The organism is Stella humosa, from assembly GCF_006738645.1.
Lineage (GTDB): Bacteria > Pseudomonadota > Alphaproteobacteria > ATCC43930 > Allostellaceae > Allostella > Allostella humosa.
Genome location: NZ_AP019700.1, coordinates 91,217 through 112,782, shown reverse-complemented (window position 1 = coordinate 112,782; position 21,566 = coordinate 91,217). Strand labels below are relative to the sequence as shown.

Here is a 21,566-nt window from a genome sequence, read left to right as displayed (position 1 = left end):
GACGTTGTAAGGTCCCGTGAAATCTACAGACCGCCCGCGGCGGCGAACAGGCTTGCCAGGGCGCGGGCCGGAACGAAGAGCACGAAAGTCGGGTTTTCACAGGGCCCGGAGCTAGGGACGACGCCAGGGCACAGGATGACACGGCACAGGATGACACCAGGCCAGACAGACATGCCCGGTCCCAGGCTGACGGCAGCACGGCTGGCGGCAGCACGACTGGCAGCAGTACGGCTGGCGGCCGCCCTCATGCTGCTTTCGGTGGTCGCGCCCGGCCGGACGGCGGCCCAGGAGGCCGACCCGATCACGGCCGCCTCGCAGGCGATCGCCGATGTCCTGGTGCCGATCGGCCTGGCGCGCGGCCTGGTATCCGCCTGCGACGGGCGCGACCCGGGCGGCCAGCCGGCCCGCGCGGATGCCCACCGCCGCTGGCGGCAGGCCAACGGCGTCGACGGGTTCGAGGCCGCGATGACGGCCGTCCAGGCCAAGGCGCCGGAACTGGCCATCGGCCGGGCCCGGCTGGAAGATGCCTCGCGGTCCCAGGCGAGCGAGGCGATCGAGCGTGACCCGGCGGCCTGCCAGGACCTGCCGCGGGTGCTGGACGGCCAGCGCTTCCGCATCGCCCATGTGACGGCCGACGCCGAGGCGGTGCTGCGCAACCTGGCCGGGCCCCGGCCGGAAGCGCCGCCTGCCCCGGCCGAGCGCGCGCCGACGCCGGCCGACCGGCCGCGGCAGGTCTATGGGCCGGGCCAGTTGTCGGCACTGGCGCAGGCGGCCATGGCCGGCCTGCCGCCGGGCCAGGGGCGCACGGCCGCCGCACGCCGCACCCTGGCGGCACTGGGACCGATCGCGGTGCGGGGCCGGGCGGTCGATGGCAGCCGCCTGCATGAATGGCGCAATGGCCGCCGTGCGGCCTTTGCCGTCGCCTGCACCTTCGCCGACCGGCGCGAGCGCCAGCGCTTCGCCCGCGAACGCGACCGCGAGACCGTGGTGGTGGGCCGCGTCCGCCAGGTGGCCGCGGGCGGCACCATTGGCCTGCATGGCTGCCGCCTGGACCCGGCGGCGGCCCGCCTGCCCGATGCTGCCGTCGATGCCGATGCAGGCTTCGAGCCGGCGCCGCGCTGAGATTCCGTCCGATCCGTTCCGCGTCGCCCGCCGGCCCTGCCCTGTTGCCGCGATCGCGGCGCCGCCCTATCGTCCCGCCATATTCCCTTCCGCAATCCGGAGCGACCGCCGATGACGACGCAGCCCGTCGACTTTCGCAGCGACAACACCGCCTCCGTGGCCCCGTCGATCATGGAGGCGATCGTCGCCGCCAACCGGGGCACGGCGCCGTCCTATGGCAATGACGAGACGACGCGCGCCGTCGACCGCCGGCTGTCCGACCTGTTCGAGACCGAGGTCCGGGTCTTCCCTGTGGCCACCGGCACGGCCGCCAACGCCATCGCGCTATCGGCCATGACGCGCCCCTGGGGCGGCATCTACTGCCACGAGACGGCCCATATCCAGACCTCCGAATGCGGGGCCTTCGAGGCCCAGTCGGGCGGCGCCAAGCTGCAGCTCCTGCCCGGTGCGCAGTACCGCATCACCGCCGACCGGCTGGCCAAGGCGATCGCCGACGCGGGCGTCGGCCAGCCGCACAAGCCGCAGCCGGCGGGCGTGTCGGTCACCCAGGCGACCGACCTCGGCACCGTCTATCGGCTGGACGAGCTGGCCGCGATCGGCGAGGTCGCGCGCGCCAACCGCCTGAAGATGCACATGGACGGTGCCCGCTTCGCCAACGCGCTCGACACGCTGGGCTGCACGCCGGCCGAGATGACGTGGAAGATCGGCGTCGACGTATTGTCCTTCGGCGCCACCAAGAACGGCTGCATGTCGTGCGACGCCATCGTCGCCTTCGACCCCGGCATCGCCCACGAGCTGGTCTTCCGGCTGCGCCGGGCGGGCCATGTCTGGTCGAAGATGCGCTTCGCCTCGGCCCAGCTCCTGGCCTATGTCGAGGATGGCCTGTACCTGCAGTTGGCCGCCCGCGCCAACGGCCTGGCCCGCCGCCTGTCGGAAGGGCTGGCAGCATTGCCCGGCGTGAAGCTGCATGTCCCGGTGGAGGCCAACGAGGTATTCGTCGAGATGCCGGACGCGGTCATCACCCGCCTGGAGGCCGAGCGCTTCCTCTTCGCGCGCCGCGGGCCCAAGCTGATCCGCCTGGTCTGCCGCCACGACGGCACCGAGGCCGAAGTCGACCAAATGCTGGCCGCTACCCGCCGCCTGCTGCCGCTGGCCGCCAACGTCACCGCCCTGCCCTGACGGGCAGGTGCGGCGGATGGTGGGCGATGGTGCCGGGTGCAGGATTCGAACCCGCGACCTTCGGTTTACAAAACCGCTGCACTACCCCTGTGCTAACCCGGCTGGCCGCTCGAACCGCGTTATGACACGGCCCGACACCCTATCCAAGTCGTAGACGATCCGCAGCGGCGACGCTATCCGCCGCTTCTGGCCCCGAAGGCAGCGCCGATCGCAGCGCCAAAAGCCACGCCCACCGCAACGCCCATCGCCACATTGTCGACCGCTGCACCGAGGACAGCGCCAATACCGACGCCGAAGGCCATGCCGAACGCCATGGAGGAGGCCGTGTCCTTGCCCTTCATCCCAGGAAAACGTGACGGGATCATCGAGAGTTCCACGGCGACCGACAGTGCGACGCAAGCTTCGTCAGCACTGAATCGAGCGAGACCACAGCGTCGCCGAGAAATCCCCCATTGACTGTCCCCCCTTCCCGGGCGTAGCCACCGCGGCGGGACACGCCCCCCCACCGGGGCGCAGCCATTCTGGAAGGGATAGGCTCGACATGACGACGCCCGCAGTCCGACCCGCGAATCCGTGCTTTTCCTCCGGCCCGTGCGCCAAGCGCCCCGGCTGGACCCCCCAGGCGCTTTCCGACGCATTCCTCGGCCGCTCGCACCGCGCCAGGACCGGCAAGGCCAAGCTCAAAGAAGTGATCGACCGCAGCCACGCCGTGCTGCGCATGCCGGCCGACTGGCGGCTCGGCATCGTGCCGGCGTCCGACACGGGCGCCGTCGAGATGGCGCTGTGGTCGCTGCTCGGCCCCCGCGGCGTCGACGTGCTGGTGTGGGAGAATTTCGGCGAGACCTGGGAAGCCGACATCATCAAGCAGTTGCGCCTGACCGACGTGCGCGCCTTCCGCGCGCCCTATGGCGGGCTGCCCGACCTGGCCGAGGTCGATACCGACCGCGACGTGATCCTGACCTGGAACGGCACCAGCTCGGGCGTGCGCATGCCCGATGCCGACTGGATCAAGGCCGACCGCGCGGGCCTGGTGATTTGCGACGCCACCTCGGCCGCCTATGCCATGGACCTGCCCTGGGAAAAGCTCGACGTCGTCACCTGGTCCTGGCAGAAGGCGCTGGGCGGCGAGGCCGCACACGGCATGCTGGCCCTGTCGCCGCGCGCCGTCGCCCGGCTGGAGCAGCACAAGCCGGCCTGGCCGATGCCCAAGGTCTTCCGCCTGACGCCCGGCGGGAAGATCAACGAGGGCATCTTCCAGGGCGAGACGATCAACACGCCGTCGATGCTGTGCGTCGAGGATGCCATCGACTCGCTGAAATGGGCCGAGGCGGTGGGCGGGCTGGATGCCCTGATCGCCCGCTCGCGCGCGAACTTCGCCGCCCTTTCCGCCTGGGTCGAGCGCACCCCCTGGGTCGATTTCCTGGCAGCCGACCCTGCGTCGCGGTCCTGGACGTCGGCCTGCATCGCCATCGTCGACCCCTGGTTCGCAGCCCAGCCGGCCGCCGCCCAGCAGGCGATCGTGAAGGACTTGGCCCGGCGCCTGGAGCAGGCGGGCGTGGCCTACGACATCGCCAGCCATCGCGCCGCCCCGCCGGGCTTGCGCATCTGGTGCGGTGCGACGGTCGAGACGGCCGACGTCGAGGCGCTGTGCCCCTGGCTCGACTGGGCCTGGGCCGAGGTGAGCCGCGCGGCGGCGGCCTGACGCCGGCATCCCCGCCGCCCCGTCGCGGGGCGGCGGCTCCATCCCGCCTGCCATCCAGATTTGCGAAAGACGGACGACCACCATGCCCAAGGTGCTGATCGCCGATTCCCTGTCCCCGCGCGCCGTCGAGATCTTCCGCCAGCGCGGGATCGAGGTCGATGTGAATACCGGCCTGAAGCCGGCCGAGCTGCGCGCCATCGTCGCCGACTATGACGGCGTCGCCGTCCGCTCGGCGACCAAGATCACCCGCGAGGTGCTGGCCGTCGCCGACCGGCTGAAGGTCGTCGGCCGCGCCGGCATCGGCATCGACAACATCGACGTGGGGGCGGCCACCGCCCGCGGCGTCGTGGTGATGAACACGCCCTTCGGCAATTCCATCACCACGGCCGAGCACGCCATCGCGCTCATGCTGGCGCTGGCCCGCCAGATCCCCGCCGCCGACCGCTCGACGCAAGCCGGCCGGTGGGAGAAGAACCGCTTCATGGGGGTGGAGGTCACGGCCAAGACGCTGGGCGTCGTCGGCTGCGGCAACATCGGCTCGATCGTCGCCGACCGCGCGCTGGGCCTGCGCATGAAGGTGGTGGCCTACGACCCGTTCCTGTCCGAGGACCGCGCGCGGGTCCTGGGCGTCGAGAAGGTCGACCTTAAGACGCTCTTCGCGCGGGCCGACTTCATCACCCTGCACACGCCGCTGACGGAGGCCACCCGCAACATCATCGACGCCACCTCGATCCACCGGATGCGACGCGGCGTGCAGATCATCAACTGCGCCCGCGGCGGGCTGATCGACGAGGAAGCCCTGCTGGCCGGCCTCGAGTCGGGCCAGGTCGCGGGGGCGGCGATCGACGTCTTCGCGGTCGAGCCGGCGACGGCCAGCCCGCTCTTCGGGCGCGACGACGTCATCGTGACGCCGCACCTGGGCGCGTCGACCGGCGAGGCGCAGGAGAACGTCGCCCTGCAGGTGGCCGAGCAGATGGCGGACTTCCTGCTGACGGGGGCGGTCGTCAATGCCATCAACATGCCGTCCGTGTCGGCCGAGGAAGCAGCGACGCTGCGCCCCTATATGGCGCTGGGCCAGTTGCTCGGCAGCTTCGCCGGGCAGCTGACCGAGGAGCCGATCCAGTCGGTCGAGATCAGCTTCGAGGGCGACGCCGCCGGCATCAACACCAAGCCGGTGACGGCGGCGATGCTGACGGGCCTGCTGGCGCCCTTGCTCGAGACGGTCAATATGGTCTCGGCCCCCGTCATCGCGCGCGAGCGCAACATGCAGGTGACGGAGGTGACGGGCGCGCACACGCCGGACTACCAGACCCTGGTGCGCGTGTCGGTCACCTGCAACGGGCGGGCGCGGACGGTCGCCGGCTCGCTCTTCAGCGGCACCCGGCCACGCGTCGTCGAGGTCCAGGGCATGGTGTTCGAGGCCGAGCTGGACGGGCCGATGCTGTTCGTGCGCAACCGCGACCAGCCGGGCTTCATCGGCGCGCTGGGCCGCGCCCTGGGCGATGCCGGCGTGAACATCGCCAGCTTCCACCTGGGACGCGCCGCCCCCGGGGAAGACGCCATCTGCCTGGTCCAGGTCGACCAGCCGATCGGCGAGGCCCTGCTGGCGACCGTGCGCTCGCTACCCCACGTTGTGCAGGCGAAAACGATCCGTTTCTAGCTATAAGAGGCACGGACGCCGGGGGCGGAATCCGCCGCCCCGGCCGGGAACGAGGCCCCGCGCGCGATGCCGAACGTCAAGATCACCGTCCGCCACCTGCATGGCCCCAGCGTCGAGGCCGCGGAAACCGTCATCGCGATGACGTTCCAGGGGCTGGCCAACGAGGCGACGATGCAGGGCCGGTGGCACACCCGCTGGCGCTCGGTCATGCTGGCGATCGGCGTCAATCCGGCCACCTACGGGATTGCCGCCGCCATGCCGGCCGGCCTGACCGCGGCATCCGCGGCCGCCTGCCTGGCCGGCATCGCCATGGGCCAGCCCGGCGGCGGCGCACGCGCCACGCGCACGCCCGGCCAGTACATCCTGCCCGACATCCCGCGGCCGCTGGCCCTGGCCGCCGCCCGCATCGCGGTCGCGACCGTCGACCTGACGCAGAACGCCGAAGCCCAGCCGATCATGGTCGCGCGCCTGCGCCAGGATCTGGAGCGGCTGCGCGCCACCGCGGCCGACCTGGCCATGCCGCCGGTGCGGGAGGTGGCCGCCGTGCTGGTGGAGGCCGCGACGCGCCTGGGCCTGCCCTGGCGCTGGTCGACCCTCTATCCCGGCTTGGCCGTGGTGGGAGAAGGCCGCCGCCTGAGCATATTCGACGGGTCCACGCCGCTCGTGTCCCCGCAGTTCGGCACCACCCTGGGCGCCAACAAGCTGGGCACCAAGCGCTACCTGTGGGGGTTCGGCCTGCCGGTCCTGACCGATCGGACGGTGGAGAACGCAGACGACGCAGTGGCCGCCGCCCAGTCGATCGGCTATCCGGTGGCGATCAAGCCGATCGATGCGTCCCGCGGGCGCGGCGTGTGGCTGGACATCCGCACGCCCGAAGAGGTGCGGCTGGCCTACCGCAACGCCGAGGGCGAGGGCTCGGCCGTGATGGTCGAGCCCTACCTCGACACGCCCGACTTCCGCATCCTGATGGTGCGCGACCAGGTCGGCATGGTGATGGAGCGCGTGCCGCCCTTCGTCGTCGGCGACGGCCGCTCGACGGTGGCCGAACTGGTTGCCGCGCATAACGAGTCGCTGGCCGACCAGAAGGACGATGCCTCGCGGCAGTTTCCGGTCGTGGTCGACGATCATGTGGAACAGACGCTCGCCCGGGTCGGCCTCACCCTGGCAGCCGTGCCGGCGACGGGCGACCGCGTCATCCTGCGGACCAATGCGATCCTGCGCACCCAGGGCGGCAGCCGCGTCGACGTCACGCCCAACCTGCATCCGGAGAACGCCGCGCTGTTCCGCCGCCTGATGGCGGTGGTGGGACTGACCGTCTGCGGCATCGACTTCCGCGCCGAGGCGATCGAGCGGCCCTGGCACGAACAGCGGTTCGGCATCCTGGAGATCAACACGCGCCCCAACATGGCGAACTACAAGGGACACCCGGTCTTCGACGTGATCCTGCGGGCCGTGGCGCCCGACGCCGAGACGGTCCGGCTGCCGACGATCGTGGTGCTCGACCCCGAGCCGGGCGACGCGCCCGAGCGGCTGCGGGCAGAGATCGCCCGCCTCGGGCTGCCGGCCGCCGTGGCGTCGGCCGACGGATTGCATCTGGCCGGGCTGACGGTCCCGGTCGGTGCGGGCGAGGCGCATGAGCGCATGGTGCAGGACCCGACGCTGGGGGTCGCCGTCCACTGGCTGACGCCCGACCACATCACCCATGCCGGACTGGGTGTGTCGATCATCGACCACGCCTATCTGCCCGAGGTCGAGTCCGGCCATCCGGCCGCGCGCGTCATCGAGCTTGTGCGGGCGCATGCGCGCCAGGTGCACCCGCTGCCGGCCGGCGACGCAGCGGCACGGGCCGCGGCCGTCGTGGAGGAAGTCGCCATGCTCAACCGGGCATGAGCGCCAGCGAGGCGACATGAGCACGCGCGACATTGTCACCACCGTCCGCAGCCTCGCCGGCCCGTCGATCGAAGGGCCCGATGCGGCGATCCTGCTCGCCTTCGACGAGCCCGGGACGCTGACTGCCGCCGCGGGCCCCGGATGGGTTGCGCGCTGGCAGGCGGTATGCAGCCTGCTGGAGTTGCCGGCCGACGAGGATGCGGCCGCCCCGGTCGACGGAATGGACCTGGTGGCAGCAACGACCGAAAGGCTCTTGGCCGCCGCCCAGGGCCGCCGAGCCGCCCGGCCGCGGCCGGCTGCCAGCCAGATCGTGCGGGCCTACCTCATATTCGACGCACCCGAGCCCCTGGCAAGGCGCGCCGCCGCCCTGGCGATGACGCTCGCCGGCGCCTGCACCAAGCCCGGGACCCCTGCCGAGATCGCCGAGCGCCTGGCCGGCGCGATGGCGCAGCTTCGCGAGGCGGCCGAGGCCGAGCCGACCATCGCCAACCTCGACCCGGTCAGCCGCGTGGTCGCCGCAGCGGCGGCGACCGCCGGCATCGCCTGCCGCCCGTCGCACCTCTATCCCGGCACCATGGTCCTGGGGGAAGGCGCCCGGCAGGTGCGCTTCGACCATTCCCTGCCGCTGACGGCCCCATCCATGGGCTCGAAGCTGTCGTCGGACAAGCTGCTGACCAAGCGGTTCCTGGCCGGGCTCGGCATTCCCGTCCTGCCGTGCCGGATCGCCACGACCGCCGACGCGGCCGTGCTGGCGGCAGAGCGCATCGGCTTTCCCGTCGTCATCAAGCCGACCGATGGCTCCCTGTCCCGCGGCGTCATGCTGGCTGTCGCCGACGCCGCCGAAGTGCCGGCCGCCTTCGCCAAGGCGATGGAAGCCGGCAATTTGGCGATGATCGAGCCCTATCTCGACACGCCGGATTTCCGCGCCACGGTCATCGGCGGCCGCATCGCCATCGTGATGCGCCGCAACCGCCCCTACGTGGTGGGGGACGGGACGCATGCGATCGCCTGGCTGATCGAGCGGCACAATGCCGACCTGGCGGCCGGTCGGGCGAACTTCCCGGCGGGCTATCCACTGACCGTGGACGGCGAGATGCTCTGGACGCTGGGCCGCGCCGGCCGCTCGCTTGAGACCGTGCCGGCCCGCGGCGAGCGGGTGGAGGTGCGCACCACCCCCATGCGGTCGCGCGGCGGGTATCCGGTCGAGGTGACCGCCGACACGCACCCCGACAACATCCAGCTCTTCGAGCGGATCGCGACCGTGCTGGACATGCCGATCACGGCGCTCGACTTCCGGGCCGAGGCCGTCGAGCGGCCGTGGCGCGAGCAGAAGTTCGCCATCCTGGAGGCCAACGCCCGGCCGAGCATCACCGACATAGAGGCCAATCGGCTGGCAGCCCAGCTCCTGCGCGCCGTCTTCCCGGAACCGGCCGCGAGCCGGTTGCCGACGGTGCTGGTGCTGGCGACCGGGGACGCGGCCGCAGCCGCCCTGGCCCAGGTGCCGGGGGTGGGCTATGCCGGGCCGGAGGGCATCTTTCTGGGCGGCATCCGCATCGGCGGCGAACCGCCGTCGCTGGCGGCCGCGCACGACCGCATCGTCGAGGACCCGACCGCCCGGGTGGCGCTCCATTGGACCACCGCCGAACGCATCGCCGAACGCGGCCTGGGCCTTGCCCGCATCGACCATGCCTTCCTGCCGGCCGACGCCGCCGGCGCCGTCCCCGACCTGGTCCGGCGCCACGCCGACCGGGTCGAGGTGCTGCCGGCCGGAGACGGGACGACGGCGCCGGTCCTGGCCGCGATCGCGCGGTTGGACCGGCGCTGACGCCGCCCGCGGCTACGTCCGCAGCGTGCCGCCGGTCGACTTAGCGACCTGGGCCACGATGCGGGCGGCGATGGCGTCGATCTCCTCCTCGGTCAGGGTCGCCGTCACCGGCTGCAACGTGACCTCGACCGCGATCGACTTGCGGCCCTCGGGCACGCCCGGGCCGCGATAGACGTCGAACACCCGCACGCCGGCCAGCAGCTTGCGCTCGGCCGCCTTGACCGCGCGGGTCACCGCCTCGGCTGCGACGCCGCCATCGACCAGGAAGGCGAAGTCGCGCGTCACCGGCTGGAAGGCCGACAGCGACAGCGCCGGGCGGGCATGGCCACCCTTGCTGCGCGCCAGTGGCACGGCATCGACCATCACCTCGAAGCCGACCAGCGGCCCCTTCACCGACATGGCCTGGAGGACGGCCGGGTGCAGCTCCCCGAACTGCGCCATCGCCATGGTGCCGAGCCGCAGCACGCCGGAGCGGCCGGGATGGTACCAGGCCGGCGCATCGGTCGTCGTCTGCAGGTTGTCGACCGGCACGCCGAGCGCGGCCAGCGCCGCCAGGGCGTCAGCCTTGGCGTCATAGGCGTCGACCGCGCGCGCGGGGCCCGTCCAGTGGCGCGGCACGGCCTCGCCCGAGCGGATGCCGGCCGCCACCAGCGACTGCCCCGCCGGGGTGTCGTCGGCATATTGCGGGCCGATCTCGAAGAGCGCGCCGTCAGCGAAGCCGCGGTCGGCGTTGCGGCCGGCGGCCGCGATCAGGTTCGGCAGGATCGACGGCCGCATCACGTCGAGGTCGGCGCTGATCGGGTTGACCAGGCGGAGCGCGTCCTTCACCGCCCCGAAGCGGGCGGCATCCGGCCCTGGCATGAACGAGAAGGTGACCGCCTCCACCAGCCCGCGGGCGGCAAGCTGGCGGCGCGCATGGCCGACCCGGCGCTGGGCCGGCGAGAGGGCCGGCCGCGTCACCGCATGCTCGCGCGGCAGCGGCACAACCGGGATGGCGTCGTAGCCATGGACGCGCAGCACCTCCTCGACGAGGTCGGCCTCGCCCTCGATGTCGGCGCGCCAGGACGGCACCTCGACATCCATGGCATCGGCCGTGCGCTCGACCTTGGCCCCCAGCACCTCGAGGATGCGGCGGGACTCGTCGGGGGCGACGGCCAGGCCGCCCAGCGTGGCGACGCGCGCGTCGTGCAGCCGGATGCGGCGGCGATGGTCGGGCTCGCGGCCGGTGACGACGACCTGGCTCGCCTCGCCGCCGCAGAGCTCGATGATCATGCGCGTCGCCGCCTCGATCCCGGTCACCGCCGAGGCCGGGTCGACGCCGCGCTCGAAGCGGTAGCGCGCATCGGTCTGCAGGCCGAGCTTGCGGCCGGTCGCCGCCGTGCGCACCGGATCGAACAGGGCCGACTCGACGAAGACGTTGACCGTGCCCTCGGTGCAGCCGGTGGTCTCGCCGCCGATCACGCCGCCCAGCCCGACGACGCCGCTGCCGTCGGCGATCGCCGTCATCTCGCCGTCCAGCTCGTAGATCTTGCCATTCAGCGCGTGCAGCGACTCGCCCGGCTGGCAGCGACGGACGAGGATGTCACCCGTCACCCGGTCGGCATCGAACACATGCAGCGGCCGCGCGATGTCCAGCGTGAAGAAGTTGGTGATGTCGACCAGCACCGAGATCGGCCGCAGGCCCACCGCCAGCAGCCGCTTCTGCAGCCAGGCCGGGCTCGGGCCATTGCGCACACCGCGGATGTAGCGCCCGGCATAGAGCGGGCAGGCCGCCGCGTCGTCGGCCGCCAGGTCGAAGCGCACGCCGATCGGGCTGGCGAAGCTGCCCGGCACCGTCACCGGCGGGCGCGGCTTCAGCCGGCCGACGCCGGCCGCGGCCAGGTCGCGGGCCAGGCCGCGGATGCCCAGGCAGTCGGCCCGGTTGGGCGTGATCTTGATGTCGAGGACCGGGTCGTCCAGGCCCATCACCGGCGCGAAGGGCTGCCCGACCGGGGCGTCCTCCGGCAGGTCGATGATGCCGTCATGATCGTCCGACAGCCCCATCTCATAGGCCGAGCAGAGCATGCCGTTGGAGGCCTCGCCGCGGATCTGGCCGGCCTTCAGCAGCACGCCCGTGCGGGGGATGACCGTGCCGGCGCGGGCGAAGACGCCCTTCATGCCGGTGCGGGCGTTGGGCGCCCCGCAGACCACCTGCACCTGGTCGGTGCCGGTATCGACGACGCAGACGCGCAGGCGGTCGGCGTTGGGATGCTGCACGGCCGAGACGACATAGCCGACCGTGAAGGGCGCCAGGCGGGCGGCCGGATCGTCGATGCCGTCCACCTCGTGCCCCAGCATGGTGAGGCGGGCCGACACGGTGGCGAGGTCGGCGTCGGTTTCCAGATGGTCGCGCAGCCAGGACAGGGTGATCTTCATCGCGACAGCCCCGCGGAGAGCGTCGGCACGTCGAGCGGCACGAAGCCGTAGTGACGCAGCCAGCGCAGGTCGGATTCATAGAAGGTGCGCAGGTCGGGGATGCCGTACTTCAGCATCGCGATGCGCTCGATCCCCATGCCGAAGGCGAAGCCCTGGTACTCGGTCGGGTCGACGCCGGCATTGGCCAGCACCTTCGGGTGGATCATGCCGCAGCCCAGGATCTCCAGCCAGTCGGCGCCGTGGCCGATTTTGAGCTGGCCGCCCTCGCGCGAGCAGCCGATATCGACCTCGGCCGAGGGCTCCGTGAAGGGGAAATAGCTGGGGCGGAACCGCACCGGCAGGTCGTCGATGTCGAAGAAGGCGCGGCAGAACTCGATCAGGCAGCCCTTCAGGTGGCCCATGTGGCTGGCGCGGTCGACCACCAGTCCCTCGACTTGGTGGAACATCGGCGAGTGGGTGGCGTCGTCGTCGCAGCGGAAGGTGCGGCCGGGCACGATGATCCGGATCGGCGGCTTGTCCCGCATCATGGTGCGGATCTGCACCGGCGAGGTGTGGGTGCGCAGCACCAGCCGCGTGCCGTCCTCGCGCGGGGGCAGGTAGAAGGTGTCGTGCTCCTGCCGGGCCGGATGCTCGGGCGGGATGTTGAGGGCGGTGAAGTTGTAGAAATCCTCCTCGATATGCGGTCCCTCGGCGACCGAGAAGCCCATGTCGGCGAAGATCGCGGTCAGCTCGTCGATGGTCTGGCTGATCGGGTGGATGCGCCCCTCGGACTCGGGCCGCGGCGACAGGGTGACGTCGATGCGGTCGGCCGCCAGGCGGCGGCCCAGCGCCTCGGCCTGCAGCACCTCGCGGCGCGTCTCCAGGACGGCGGCCACCTCGTCCTTCAGCGCGTTGAACTGCTGGCCCGCGGTCCGCCGCTCGTCCGGCGCCAGCCCGCCCAGCGTCTTCATACGCTCGGTGATCTCGCCCTTGCGGCCGAGGGCGGCCAGGCGCACCGCCTCCAGCTGGTCGAGGTCTCCCGCATCGGCGACGGCCTGCATCAGGCGGTCGCGCAGCGGCTCCAGATCGGTCATCGCCGGCCTTTCCCATCATCCACCGGGGAGCGTCGTCGCAAATCCCCGGAAACCCATGCCAAAGACAAAACCCAGCCAAAGAAAAAGGGGCCGTTTCCGGCCCCTTGGTGCTGGCTGGCCCGGGGATGAACGCCATCCGCCGGGCCCGCGAGGTCGACCGCGGGGCTCAGAACATGCCCGTAAATCGACCCCGTGCGCCCATCATCTTCCTGCCCCAGCTCGGCTTCAGGCAGCCTGGGCCTGGGCGGCCTGGTCGAGGGCCGCCTGGGCCTGGTCGGCCAGCGCCTTGAAGGCGGTCGGCTCGCGCGCGGCCAGATCGGCCAGCACCTTGCGGTCGACCTCGATCCCAGCCTTCTTGATGCCGTTCATGAACTGCGAATAGGTCATGCCGTATTCGCGCGCGCCGGCATTGATGCGCTGGATCCACAGACCGCGGAAATCGCGCTTCTTGTTGCGGCGGTCGCGATAGGCATATTGCAGCCCCTTCTCGACCTTCTCGATGGCGATACGGAAGCTCGACTTCGCGCGACCACGGTAACCCGTGGCCATGTCGAGAACCTTCTTGTGCCGGGCGTGTGCGGTCACGCCCCTCTTTACGCGGGCCATATTCGATTACCCCCGTGCGTAAGGCATGTACTTCAGCACCTGACGCGCATCGCCGTCGGCGAGGATCATGGTGCCGCGCGCCTTGCGCTTCATCTTCTGCGGCTTGCTGACCAGGCGATGGCGCTTGTGCGCCACGTTGGCCACCAGCTTGCCGGTGCCGGTCGTGCGGAAGCGTTTCTTCGCCCCGCTCTTCGTCTTCATCTTGGGCATTTCGGTCCTTCTCGATTGGTCACGCGCCGCAGCGAAGGCATGCCCGTTTGTGCGCGCGAATGTGCGCACCAGCCCGGCCGCCGGCGGGAGCGGGGCTTATAGCGACGCCGCGCCAGGATGGCAAGGGCAGCCACGCGGCCGGGTGCGGCCGTGGGCGCCCTTCGCACCGTCACTTGGGCGACATCACCATGACCATCTGCCGGCCTTCCAGGCGCGGCATCTGCTCGACCTTGGCCACTTCATCCAGGTCGTCGCGCACGCGGATCAGCACCTGGAGGCCCAGATCCTGGTGCGCCATTTCGCGCCCACGGAACCGCAAGGTGACCTTCACCTTGTCGCCTTCCTCGATGAACTTCTGCATGCTGCGCATCTTCACGTCGTAGTCGTGATCGTCGATGCCAGGACGAAGCTTGATTTCCTTGACCTCGATGATCTTCTGCTTTTTGCGCGCCTCGTTCTTCTTCTTTTGTTCTTCGTACTTGAACTTGCCGAAGTCGAGGATCTTGCAGACGGGTGGATCGGCGTTCGGCGCCACTTCCACGAGGTCGAGCCCTGCCTCTTCCGCCATGGTGATGGCTTCGGGCGTGGTCACGACGCCGACCATCTCACCGCGCTCATCGACCAGGCGCACGCGCGGCACGCGGATTTCGTTGTTGACGCGCGGCCCGTCGCGGGACGGCGTCGGCTCGAATGGGGGTCTGGCTATGAATCGTCTCCTGTGGTCATGGCAATGCAGGCCGGCCTTTGGCGCCCGCCGCATGCCTCAATCTAACGATGACGGTCAGCCTTGCAAGGGGTCTATGGCGCGAGCGCCGCCAGGGCCGCGGCGACGGACCCGACTCCGAGGTCGGCCAGGGCCGATTCACGCAGTACGCGGACGGCCGCCCCGCGCGGCTGGCACAGGGCCGGGTCCGACGCGGCCGAGAAGAGAACCACCGTCGGCGCGCCGGCCACGGCCAGCAGATGGACCGGCCCGGTGTCGTTGCCGACGACCGCCTGCGCCCGTCGCCCGAGCCGCACGAGGTCGGCCAGGCCGGTCGCCCCGGTCAGGTCCACGGCATCCGGGGCAGCGGCGCGGATGGCCGCCGCCAGCGGTCGCTCGCCGCCACCGCCGACCACGACCGGCGCGATGCCCGCCGCGGCCAACTCCGCGGCAAGCCCGGCGAATCGGTCGATCGGCCATCTCTTCTCGGGCCGATGGGCCGAGCCGCCCGGCACCAGCAGGACGAACGGCCGGTCGGGCACGCCCGGCGGCAGCGGGCCGTCGGCCACCCAGTCGAGGCTAGGCGGCGGCACCCGGGCGATGCCCGCCATCGCCAACTGCTCGCGCTGGCGATCCAGCGTGTGCATGCGGTCTCGATCGGGGTTGGCATGGGGGTGCGAAGCACCGGCCGCGATGCCGGACCATTCCGGCCGCGGCCGGCCGAAGAAGCGCAGGTAGCGGCTGGACCGGCCCGACGTCTGCAGGTCGTAGACCCGCCCGAACCCGCCGCCGCGCAGCCGCCGGCCGAGCCGCAGCACCGCCGGCAGGTTCCAGGCCGGCGGCCGGTCGTCGACCCAGACGGCGTCGATCCAGGGACAGCCGGCCATGAAGTCGGCGAACGGCCGGGTCGTCAGCAGGGTGATGCGGGCACCCGGATGATGGTGGCGGATGGCCTGCATCGGCCCGGTCGCCTGGACCAGGTCGCCCAGCGCGCCATGCTTCATGACGAGAACAGGGGCTGCCGCCCCGGCCGCGGTCACGCAGCGATGCTGTGCTGTCTGGCGTCGCCGATGCCCAGGATCTCCGCATAGACCGCCAGCGTCTCGGCGCACATCCGGCCGAGATCGAAATTGGCCCGGACATGGGCGATCGCATGCTCGCCCAGCAGCCGGCGTTCTTCCATGCGCAGGTCGAGCGCGTCGGCGATGGCGGACGCCAGGGCAGCCGCATCGCCAGGGGGGACCAGCAGCCCGGTCTCGCCCGAGATCACGGTCTCGCGCGCGCCGCCATGGTCGGTCGCGATCACCGGGCGGCCCATCGCCTGCGCCTCCACCGGCACCCGGCCGAATGCCTCCGGCTCGGTCGAGGGGGCGACCACGACGTCGGCCAGCATATAGGCCGCCGGCATGTCGCGGCAGTCGGGCACCATCTGGATGCGCCCACCCAGCCCCTTGGCGACGATCAGCGCCTCCAGCTCGGTGCGATAGGCGTCGCGCCCTTGGGTGGCGCCGACCAGGACGCACATCAGCTCGCGGTCGCCGAGCCGGGCGATGGCGTCGATCAGCACCTCATGGCCCTTCCAGCGGCTGAAGCGGGCGGGCAGCATGATCACCGGCACGCCGTCCGGCAGGCGCCACTGGCTGGCCACCTGGATCACCCGCTCGCCGCTGACCGCATGGGGATCGAAGCGGCGGAAGTCGATGCCGCGCGGAATGATGCGGATGCGCTCGGGCGGCACGCCGTAGACGCCATAGGCATGCTCGGCGATGAATTGCGAGATGGCGATGACGCGCTCGCCCCGGCCCATGATGGCGTTGTAGCGCCGCTTGGCCCAGTTGCCGTGGCTGTGCGTGCCGTGAAACGTCGTGACGAAATGCCGGCCGGCGGCGCGCGCGGCCAGCCACCCGGCCCAGGCCGGCGCCCGGCTGCGCGCATGGACGATGTCGATGTCGTAGCGGTCGATCACCTCCACCAGGCGGCGGGAGTTGGCGCGGATGGTGAGCGGGTTCTTGCTGTCGAGCGGCAGGGTGACGTGCACCGCGCCCGCGCGCTCCAGCTCCGCCACCAGCGGGCCGCCGGCGGATGCCACCACCGCCCGCCAGCCGGCGGCGCGCAGGGCCAGTGCGACATCGACGGTGCCGCGCTCGACGCCGCCCACATGCAGGGCCGGCAGCAGTTGCAGGACGGTCCGCGGCGCGGACGGCGATGCCAGCCCGGTGCCGAGCCGAGGCTCCATGTTATGGTTGATCGAGGTTTCCACGACTCGCGAGATTACCCCAGGCGATGGACGAAGGCTTCATCGAACAGATGGGCGAGCGGATCGCCTATGTCCGCACGGCCGGCACCGGGCCGGGCGTGGTGTTCCTGGGCGGCTTCATGTCCGACATGACCGGGACCAAGGCGACCGCGCTGGAGGCGGCATGCCGCGCCGCCGGCCGACCCTTCCTGCGCTTCGACTATCGCGGCCACGGCCAGTCGTCCGGCCGCTTCGTCGACGGCACCATTGGCGCCTGGGCCGACGACGCGATCCTGGCGCTCGATCGCCTGACCAGCGGCCCGCAGATCCTGGTCGGGTCCAGCATGGGCGGCTGGCTGATGCTGCTGGCGGCGCTCGCCCGGCCCGGGCGGGTGGCCGGCCTAGTGGGGCTGGCGGCCGCGCCGGACTTCACCGAAGACCTGATGTGGAACGAGTTCCCCGAGCCGGTCCGGCGCACGCTACTGCGCGACGGCGTGTGGAACGAGCCCAGTGAATATGGCGACGAGCCCTACCCCATCACGCTGCGCCTGATCGAGGAGGGCCGCCGCCACCTGGTGCTGCGCGACACGCTGCCGATCGCCTGCCCGTTGCGGCTGATCCACGGGTTGCAGGACCGCGACGTGCCCTGGCAGGTGTCGCAGCGGCTGCTGGAGCATATCGACGCGACCGACGCCGCCCTGACCCTGGTGAAGGAGGGCGACCACCGCCTGTCGCGCCCGCCCGACCTGGCCCGCCTGGTCGACACGGTGACAGCCCTGGCCGACCAGGCCGCGGCCGAGCTGGCCGAGGCCGGTCAGCCGCCGGACGGGCCGGGTGCGGGCAGTGTCGCCGCGATCGCCGACAGCCCTTCGCGATAGGTCGGGTAGGCAAGCGCCACCCCGAGGTCCTGCCGGATGCGCCGGTTCGAGATGCGGCGGTTGTCGGCATAGAAGGAGCGCGCCATCGGCGACATCGTCGCCTCCGCCTCGGCATAGGGCTCAGCCGGCGGCGGGTCGACACCCAGCAGGCCGGCGGCATAGGCCACCACCTCGTCGGGTGCGGCCGGCAGGTCGTCGGCCAGATTGTAGACCGACCCTGGCCGGGGGGCGGCCATCGACGCGCGCAGCACGGCCACGATGTCGTCGCGATGGATGCGCGAGAAGAACTGGCCCGGCTTGACGATGCGCCGGGCTGCCCCGGCGCGCATCTGGTCGATGGCGCTGCGGCCGGGGCCGTAGATGCCGGCCAGGCGGAAGACATGGACCGGGCTTCCATGATGGCGCCAGAGGTCGCGCCACGCCTCCTCGGCCTGCAGACGATGGCGGCCGCGCGGGCCGCTGGGCTGCGGCGCCACGTCCTCGTCCACCCAGCCGCCGCCGCGGTCGCCATAGACGCCGGTCGAGGACAGGTAGCCGACCCATTGCAGGCCCGGCAGCGCGCGGATGGCCGGTGCCAGGGCGGCCAGGACCGGGTCGCGGGCGCCGTCGGGGGCGGCAGTCGATATAAGGTGCGTGGTGCCGGCCAGCACGGCGGGGTCGAGCGGCGCATCGCCGGCAAAGCGGTGGACTTCGATGCCCGCGGCCGCCGCCCGCGCCAGCCGACCCGGATCGCGCGCGGTACCGGCGACCCGCCAGCCCGCCGCCAGGCGGTCGCGGGCGACGGCCAAGCCGACATAGCCCAGACCGAAGCAGAACAGTCTCGGAGAGGATGGATCCATGTCCCGCTTCCTATGCGCCGAATGCGGCAGGCATGCGGCATCACCGGCTGGCAGGGCGCCGGCTATCGGGGCCGTAACTTGTCTTCGGCCGGCGGCAGCGCCAGTGTGCGCCGCATGGTGACCACCCCGACCCGACTCGCCCTGGCGGCGCTGGCGCTGCTTCTGACCGCAACGCCGTCGTTGGCCCAGGGCCAGCGTCCGGCCGCGAGCCGCCAGCCGCCGCCGGCCGCCGCCCCCGCGCCGCCCGCGCAGCAGGCCAACAACGAGGAATACACGCGCTGCATGCGCCAGGCCCGCACCCAGGGGACCGAGGCGTTCGAGGCGGCAACGGCGTGGGAGGGCCGCGGCGGCGGGCTGCAAGCGCGCCATTGCGCGGCCGTCGCCCTGCTGACGCTGGGCCAGCCGGCGGAGGCCGCGATCCGGCTGGAGCGGCTGGGCACGACGGGCCAGGGCGATGCGATCCGCGTCCGGGTCGAGCTGCTGTCGCAGGCGGCCCAGGCCTGGCTGGCGGCGCGCATGCCCGAGCGCGCCCACGCGGTGCTGACCCAGGCGGTGAAGATCGCGCCCGACGACGCCGACCTGTGGATCGACCGCGGCGTCGTGCTGGGATCGGCCAGAAACTACTGGGAGGCGATCGACGACCTCAATCGGGCGATCGAGCTGGCGCCGCGCCGCGCCGACCCGCTGGTGCTGCGGGCCACGGCCTATCGCTGGGTCGGCAGCCTGGAGCTGGCGGAGGAGGATCTGGCCCGGGCGCTCACACTCGACCCGCGGTCGGTCGACGCGCTGCTGGAGCGCGGCATCATCCGCCGCCTGCGCAACGACGCCACCCAGGCGCGGGCCGACTGGATCCAGGTGCTGCGGCTGGCCCCGGACGGGCCGGCCGGCGACGCCGCCCGCGCCAACCTGGAGAAGCTCGACGTGAAGGTGGAGCCGGGCACCGGCCAGCAGCCGGCCAGGCGCTGACCGAGTCCCCCCGCGAGGGGACGGTCAGAAATCCAGGTCGGCGTAGTGCGGCGGCGGCGGCGCGCCCGGCAGATGGTCGGCCAGGATGGGGCGGAAGCTCGGCCGCGACTTGATGCGCGCATACCAGTCCTTGGCGGGCTCGCACTCGCTCCACGGCACGTCGCCCAGATAGTCCACCGCCGACAGGTGGGCGGCTGCCGTGATGTCGGCCAGCGAGAATTCGTCGCCACCCAGCCAGCGCCGCCGCTCGGCCAGCTCGCCGATATAAGCCAGGTGGTGGCGGATCGACGACAGGCCGAGCCGGATCAGGGCCGAGTTCGGCGTGTCGCGCCGGGTCATGCGCTTGATCATCTTCTCGCCGACCAGCGTGTCGGTGACCTCGCGCGCGAACTTGCCGTCGAACCAGCCGATCAGGCGCCGCACCTCCGCCCGCGCCCGTACCTCGCGCGGCATCAGCGGGCGTTGCGGATAGACCTCCTCCAGGAACTCGCAGATGGCCTGGCCATCGGCCAGGGCGAAGCCCTGCGGCTCGACCAGCACCGGCACCTCGCCGGACGGGTTGAGCGCCAACAGCTCGGGCCGCTGCTCCCACGGCTTCTCCAGCGTGGTCTCGAAAGGAATGTCCTTCTCGCGCAGCGCGATCCGCACCTTGCGCGAGGGGGCCGAAAGCCAGAAATGATGAAGCATCCGCATCGTGCGGCGATCCTAGTCAAAGCCGGCCGGCAATCAAAGGCGCGCTGACGAAATGCCCGGCCGTCCGGCGTTGGGGGTGGTCTGGCCGGGCCGCCGCCATGCTAGCCTGCGGCCCGCAGACGATGGGAGTGGCAAGCGATGGCGTTCAAGGAATACGACCAGTACGACGCGCTCGGCCTGGCGGCGTTGATCCGCGACGGCAAGGTGTCGGTGGCCGAGGTGATGGAAGCGGCGATCGCCCGCATCGAGGCGATCGACCCCAAGCTGAACGCCGTGTCCCACCGCCAGTTCGACCGGGCCCGGCGCGAGGCCCGGCTGGGCCTGCCGCAGGGGCCGTTCCACGGCGTCCCCTTCCTGCTGAAGGACCTCTACGCGCTGGATGCCGGCGAGCCGAGCGGCAACGGCAGCCGGCTCTATGACGGCTTCCTGGCCGACCACAATTCCGAGATCGTCACCCGCCTGCGCAGTTCCGGGCTGGCGGTGCTGGGGCGCAGCAACTCGCCCGAATTCGGCCTGGTGCCGACGACCGAGCCCACCCGCTTCGGGCCGACTCGGAATCCCTGGAACATTGAGCGCTCGGCTGGCGGGTCGAGCGGCGGCGGGGCGGCGGCGGTCGCCGCCCGCATGGTACCGATCGCGCATGCGACCGACGGCGGCGGCTCCATCCGCATCCCGGCCTCGGCCTGCGGCCTGGTCGGGCTGAAGCCGACTCGCGCACGCTGCCCGATGGGGCCCGACGTCGGCGAGGGCTGGAACGGCCTGTCGGCCGGCCTGGTCGTCAGCCGCAGCGTCCGCGACACGGCAGCCGCCCTCGACGCGGTCGAGGGGCCGGCGGTGGGCGACCCCTATGCCTGCCCGCCCAAGGCGCGGCCGTTCCTGTCGGAGGTGGGGGCCGCACCCGGCCGGCTGCGCATCGCGCTGTCGACCACGGTGCCGGCCGACGTCACCATCCATCCCGACTGCATGAAGGCGTTGCACGACGCGGCGAAGCTCTGCGCCGAGATGGGCCATGTCGTGGAGGAGGCCGACCCGCCGATCGACCACGACGCCCTGTGGGAGGCGTTCGCCACCATCATCGCCTCCAACGTCGCCACCACGATCAATTTCCGCGAGGCCTCGCTCGGCCGCGCCGCCCGGCCCGACGAGCTGGAGCGCGCCACCTGGGCCTTCGCCGAGATGGGGCGGACCAAGGTGACGGGGGCCGACTATGCCCGCGCCATCATCATCATCCACGCGCTCGGGCGGCGCCTGGGCAACTTCATGGAGCGCTACGACGTCATGCTGACGCCGACCCTGGCCAAGCCGCCGGTGCGCCTGGGCGAGATCGACATGATGGACATGGACCAGGATCGCTACCGCGCGAACCTGCGCGCCTACATCCCCTTCACCCCGGTGGAGAACGCGGCCGGCCTGCCCGCCATCTCGCTGCCGCTCGCCTGGAACGACGAGGGGCTGCCGATCGGCATCCATTTCGTCGGCCGCTTCGGCGACGAGGCGACGCTGCTGCGGCTGGCGGCCCAGCTCGAGCTCGCCCGCCCCTGGGACAAGCGGCGGCCGCCGATCTCCTGA

Annotated in this window: 19 protein-coding genes and 1 tRNA gene; 9 read left to right on the top strand and 11 right to left on the bottom strand. The window is 71.8% G+C overall.

All coding sequences use genetic code 11. The features are described from left to right. Positions 1-171 precede the first annotated feature (171 nt). Positions 172-1,122 carry a hypothetical protein gene (locus STVA_RS27485; protein ID WP_170216479.1) on the top strand — a complete coding sequence of 317 codons (951 nt, stop codon included), beginning with the start codon at positions 172-174 and terminating at the stop codon, positions 1,120-1,122. Positions 1,123-1,233: 111 nt separating this feature from the next. Then, on the top strand, positions 1,234-2,301 hold the full coding sequence (locus STVA_RS00535) for a threonine aldolase family protein (RefSeq protein WP_123690040.1): 1,068 nt from the start codon (positions 1,234-1,236) through the stop codon (positions 2,299-2,301). A 27-nt stretch (positions 2,302-2,328) separates the two neighbouring features. On the opposite strand, the gene STVA_RS00530 is transcribed toward STVA_RS00535, so the two are convergent. Next, a tRNA-Thr gene (locus STVA_RS00530) sits at positions 2,329-2,403 on the bottom strand. Positions 2,404-2,474: 71 nt separating this feature from the next. Further along, a complete protein-coding gene (locus tag STVA_RS00525) occupies positions 2,475-2,666 on the bottom strand; it encodes a glycine zipper domain-containing protein (protein WP_142235604.1) in 192 nt (63 codons plus the stop codon). Between the two features lie 176 nt (positions 2,667-2,842). Between STVA_RS00525 and STVA_RS00520 the strand changes: the two genes are divergently transcribed. The 4 genes from STVA_RS00520 (at position 2,843) to STVA_RS00505 (ending at position 9,378) form a co-directional block, all read left to right on the top strand. Further along, positions 2,843-4,003 (top strand): phosphoserine transaminase, encoded by a 1,161-nt coding sequence (locus STVA_RS00520; protein ID WP_123690041.1) that lies wholly within the window; start codon positions 2,843-2,845, stop codon positions 4,001-4,003. Between the two features lie 82 nt (positions 4,004-4,085). Then, positions 4,086-5,663, top strand: coding sequence for a phosphoglycerate dehydrogenase (gene serA, locus STVA_RS00515; protein WP_123690042.1), 1,578 nt, complete (start codon positions 4,086-4,088; stop codon positions 5,661-5,663). Between the two features lie 66 nt (positions 5,664-5,729). After that, entirely contained in the window at positions 5,730-7,553 is a 1,824-nt protein-coding gene (locus tag STVA_RS00510) for an acetate--CoA ligase family protein (protein ID WP_123690043.1), read from the top strand. 16 nt (positions 7,554-7,569) lie between these two features. Next, positions 7,570-9,378: an acetate--CoA ligase family protein gene (locus STVA_RS00505; RefSeq protein WP_123690044.1), complete on the top strand. Its 1,809-nt coding sequence runs from the start codon at positions 7,570-7,572 to the stop codon at positions 9,376-9,378. A 12-nt stretch (positions 9,379-9,390) separates the two neighbouring features. Here the strand turns inward: STVA_RS00505 and pheT are convergent, their stop codons facing one another. The 7 genes from pheT to STVA_RS00470 all read right to left on the bottom strand — a co-directional run bounded on the left by pheT (position 9,391) and on the right by STVA_RS00470 (position 16,621). Then, a complete protein-coding gene (gene pheT / locus STVA_RS00500) occupies positions 9,391-11,793 on the bottom strand; it encodes a phenylalanine--tRNA ligase subunit beta (RefSeq protein WP_123690045.1) in 2,403 nt (800 codons plus the stop codon). Next, complete coding sequence (gene pheS / locus STVA_RS00495) at positions 11,790-12,866, bottom strand: phenylalanine--tRNA ligase subunit alpha (RefSeq protein ID WP_123690046.1); 1,077 nt, start codon at positions 12,864-12,866, stop codon at positions 11,790-11,792. The genes pheT and pheS overlap by 4 nt, the downstream gene beginning before the upstream one ends. 225 nt (positions 12,867-13,091) lie before the next feature. Continuing rightward, positions 13,092-13,472, bottom strand: a complete 381-nt coding sequence (gene rplT / locus STVA_RS00490; RefSeq protein ID WP_123690047.1) for a 50S ribosomal protein L20 — start codon at positions 13,470-13,472, stop codon at positions 13,092-13,094. Positions 13,473-13,478: 6 nt separating this feature from the next. Continuing rightward, positions 13,479-13,682, bottom strand: a complete 204-nt coding sequence (rpmI, locus tag STVA_RS00485; RefSeq protein ID WP_123690048.1) for a 50S ribosomal protein L35 — start codon at positions 13,680-13,682, stop codon at positions 13,479-13,481. A gap of 169 nt (positions 13,683-13,851) precedes the next feature. Beyond that, positions 13,852-14,442, bottom strand: a complete 591-nt coding sequence (gene infC, locus STVA_RS00480; RefSeq protein ID WP_123690049.1) for a translation initiation factor IF-3 — start codon at positions 14,440-14,442, stop codon at positions 13,852-13,854. 38 nt (positions 14,443-14,480) lie between these two features. After that, on the bottom strand, positions 14,481-15,425 hold the full coding sequence (locus STVA_RS00475; protein WP_338069542.1) for a glycosyltransferase family 9 protein: 945 nt from the start codon (positions 15,423-15,425) through the stop codon (positions 14,481-14,483). Continuing rightward, positions 15,422-16,621, bottom strand: a complete 1,200-nt coding sequence (locus STVA_RS00470; RefSeq protein ID WP_123691265.1) for a glycosyltransferase family 4 protein — start codon at positions 16,619-16,621, stop codon at positions 15,422-15,424. Before STVA_RS00470 ends, STVA_RS00475 begins: the two co-directional genes overlap by 4 nt. 47 nt (positions 16,622-16,668) lie before the next feature. On the opposite strand from STVA_RS00470, the gene STVA_RS00465 reads away from it, so the two are divergent. Further along, positions 16,669-17,499 carry an alpha/beta fold hydrolase gene (locus STVA_RS00465; protein ID WP_123690051.1) on the top strand — a complete coding sequence of 277 codons (831 nt, stop codon included), beginning with the start codon at positions 16,669-16,671 and terminating at the stop codon, positions 17,497-17,499. Here STVA_RS00465 and STVA_RS00460 read toward each other — a convergent pair. Further along, positions 17,436-18,338, bottom strand: a complete 903-nt coding sequence (locus STVA_RS00460) for an SDR family oxidoreductase (protein WP_123690052.1) — start codon at positions 18,336-18,338, stop codon at positions 17,436-17,438. The genes STVA_RS00465 and STVA_RS00460 overlap by 64 nt on opposite strands. Positions 18,339-18,452: 114 nt before the next feature. Here STVA_RS00460 and STVA_RS00455 point away from each other — a divergent pair, with 114 nt between their 5' ends. Beyond that, positions 18,453-19,304 carry a tetratricopeptide repeat protein gene (locus tag STVA_RS00455; RefSeq protein WP_142235603.1) on the top strand — a complete coding sequence of 284 codons (852 nt, stop codon included), beginning with the start codon at positions 18,453-18,455 and terminating at the stop codon, positions 19,302-19,304. Positions 19,305-19,328: 24 nt separating this feature from the next. Here the strand turns inward: STVA_RS00455 and STVA_RS00450 are convergent, their stop codons facing one another. Further along, a complete protein-coding gene (locus tag STVA_RS00450; RefSeq protein WP_123690054.1) occupies positions 19,329-19,997 on the bottom strand; it encodes a glutathione S-transferase family protein in 669 nt (222 codons plus the stop codon). Positions 19,998-20,135: 138 nt separating this feature from the next. Here STVA_RS00450 and STVA_RS00445 point away from each other — a divergent pair, with 138 nt between their 5' ends. Next, a complete protein-coding gene (locus STVA_RS00445) occupies positions 20,136-21,566 on the top strand; it encodes an amidase (protein WP_123690055.1) in 1,431 nt (476 codons plus the stop codon).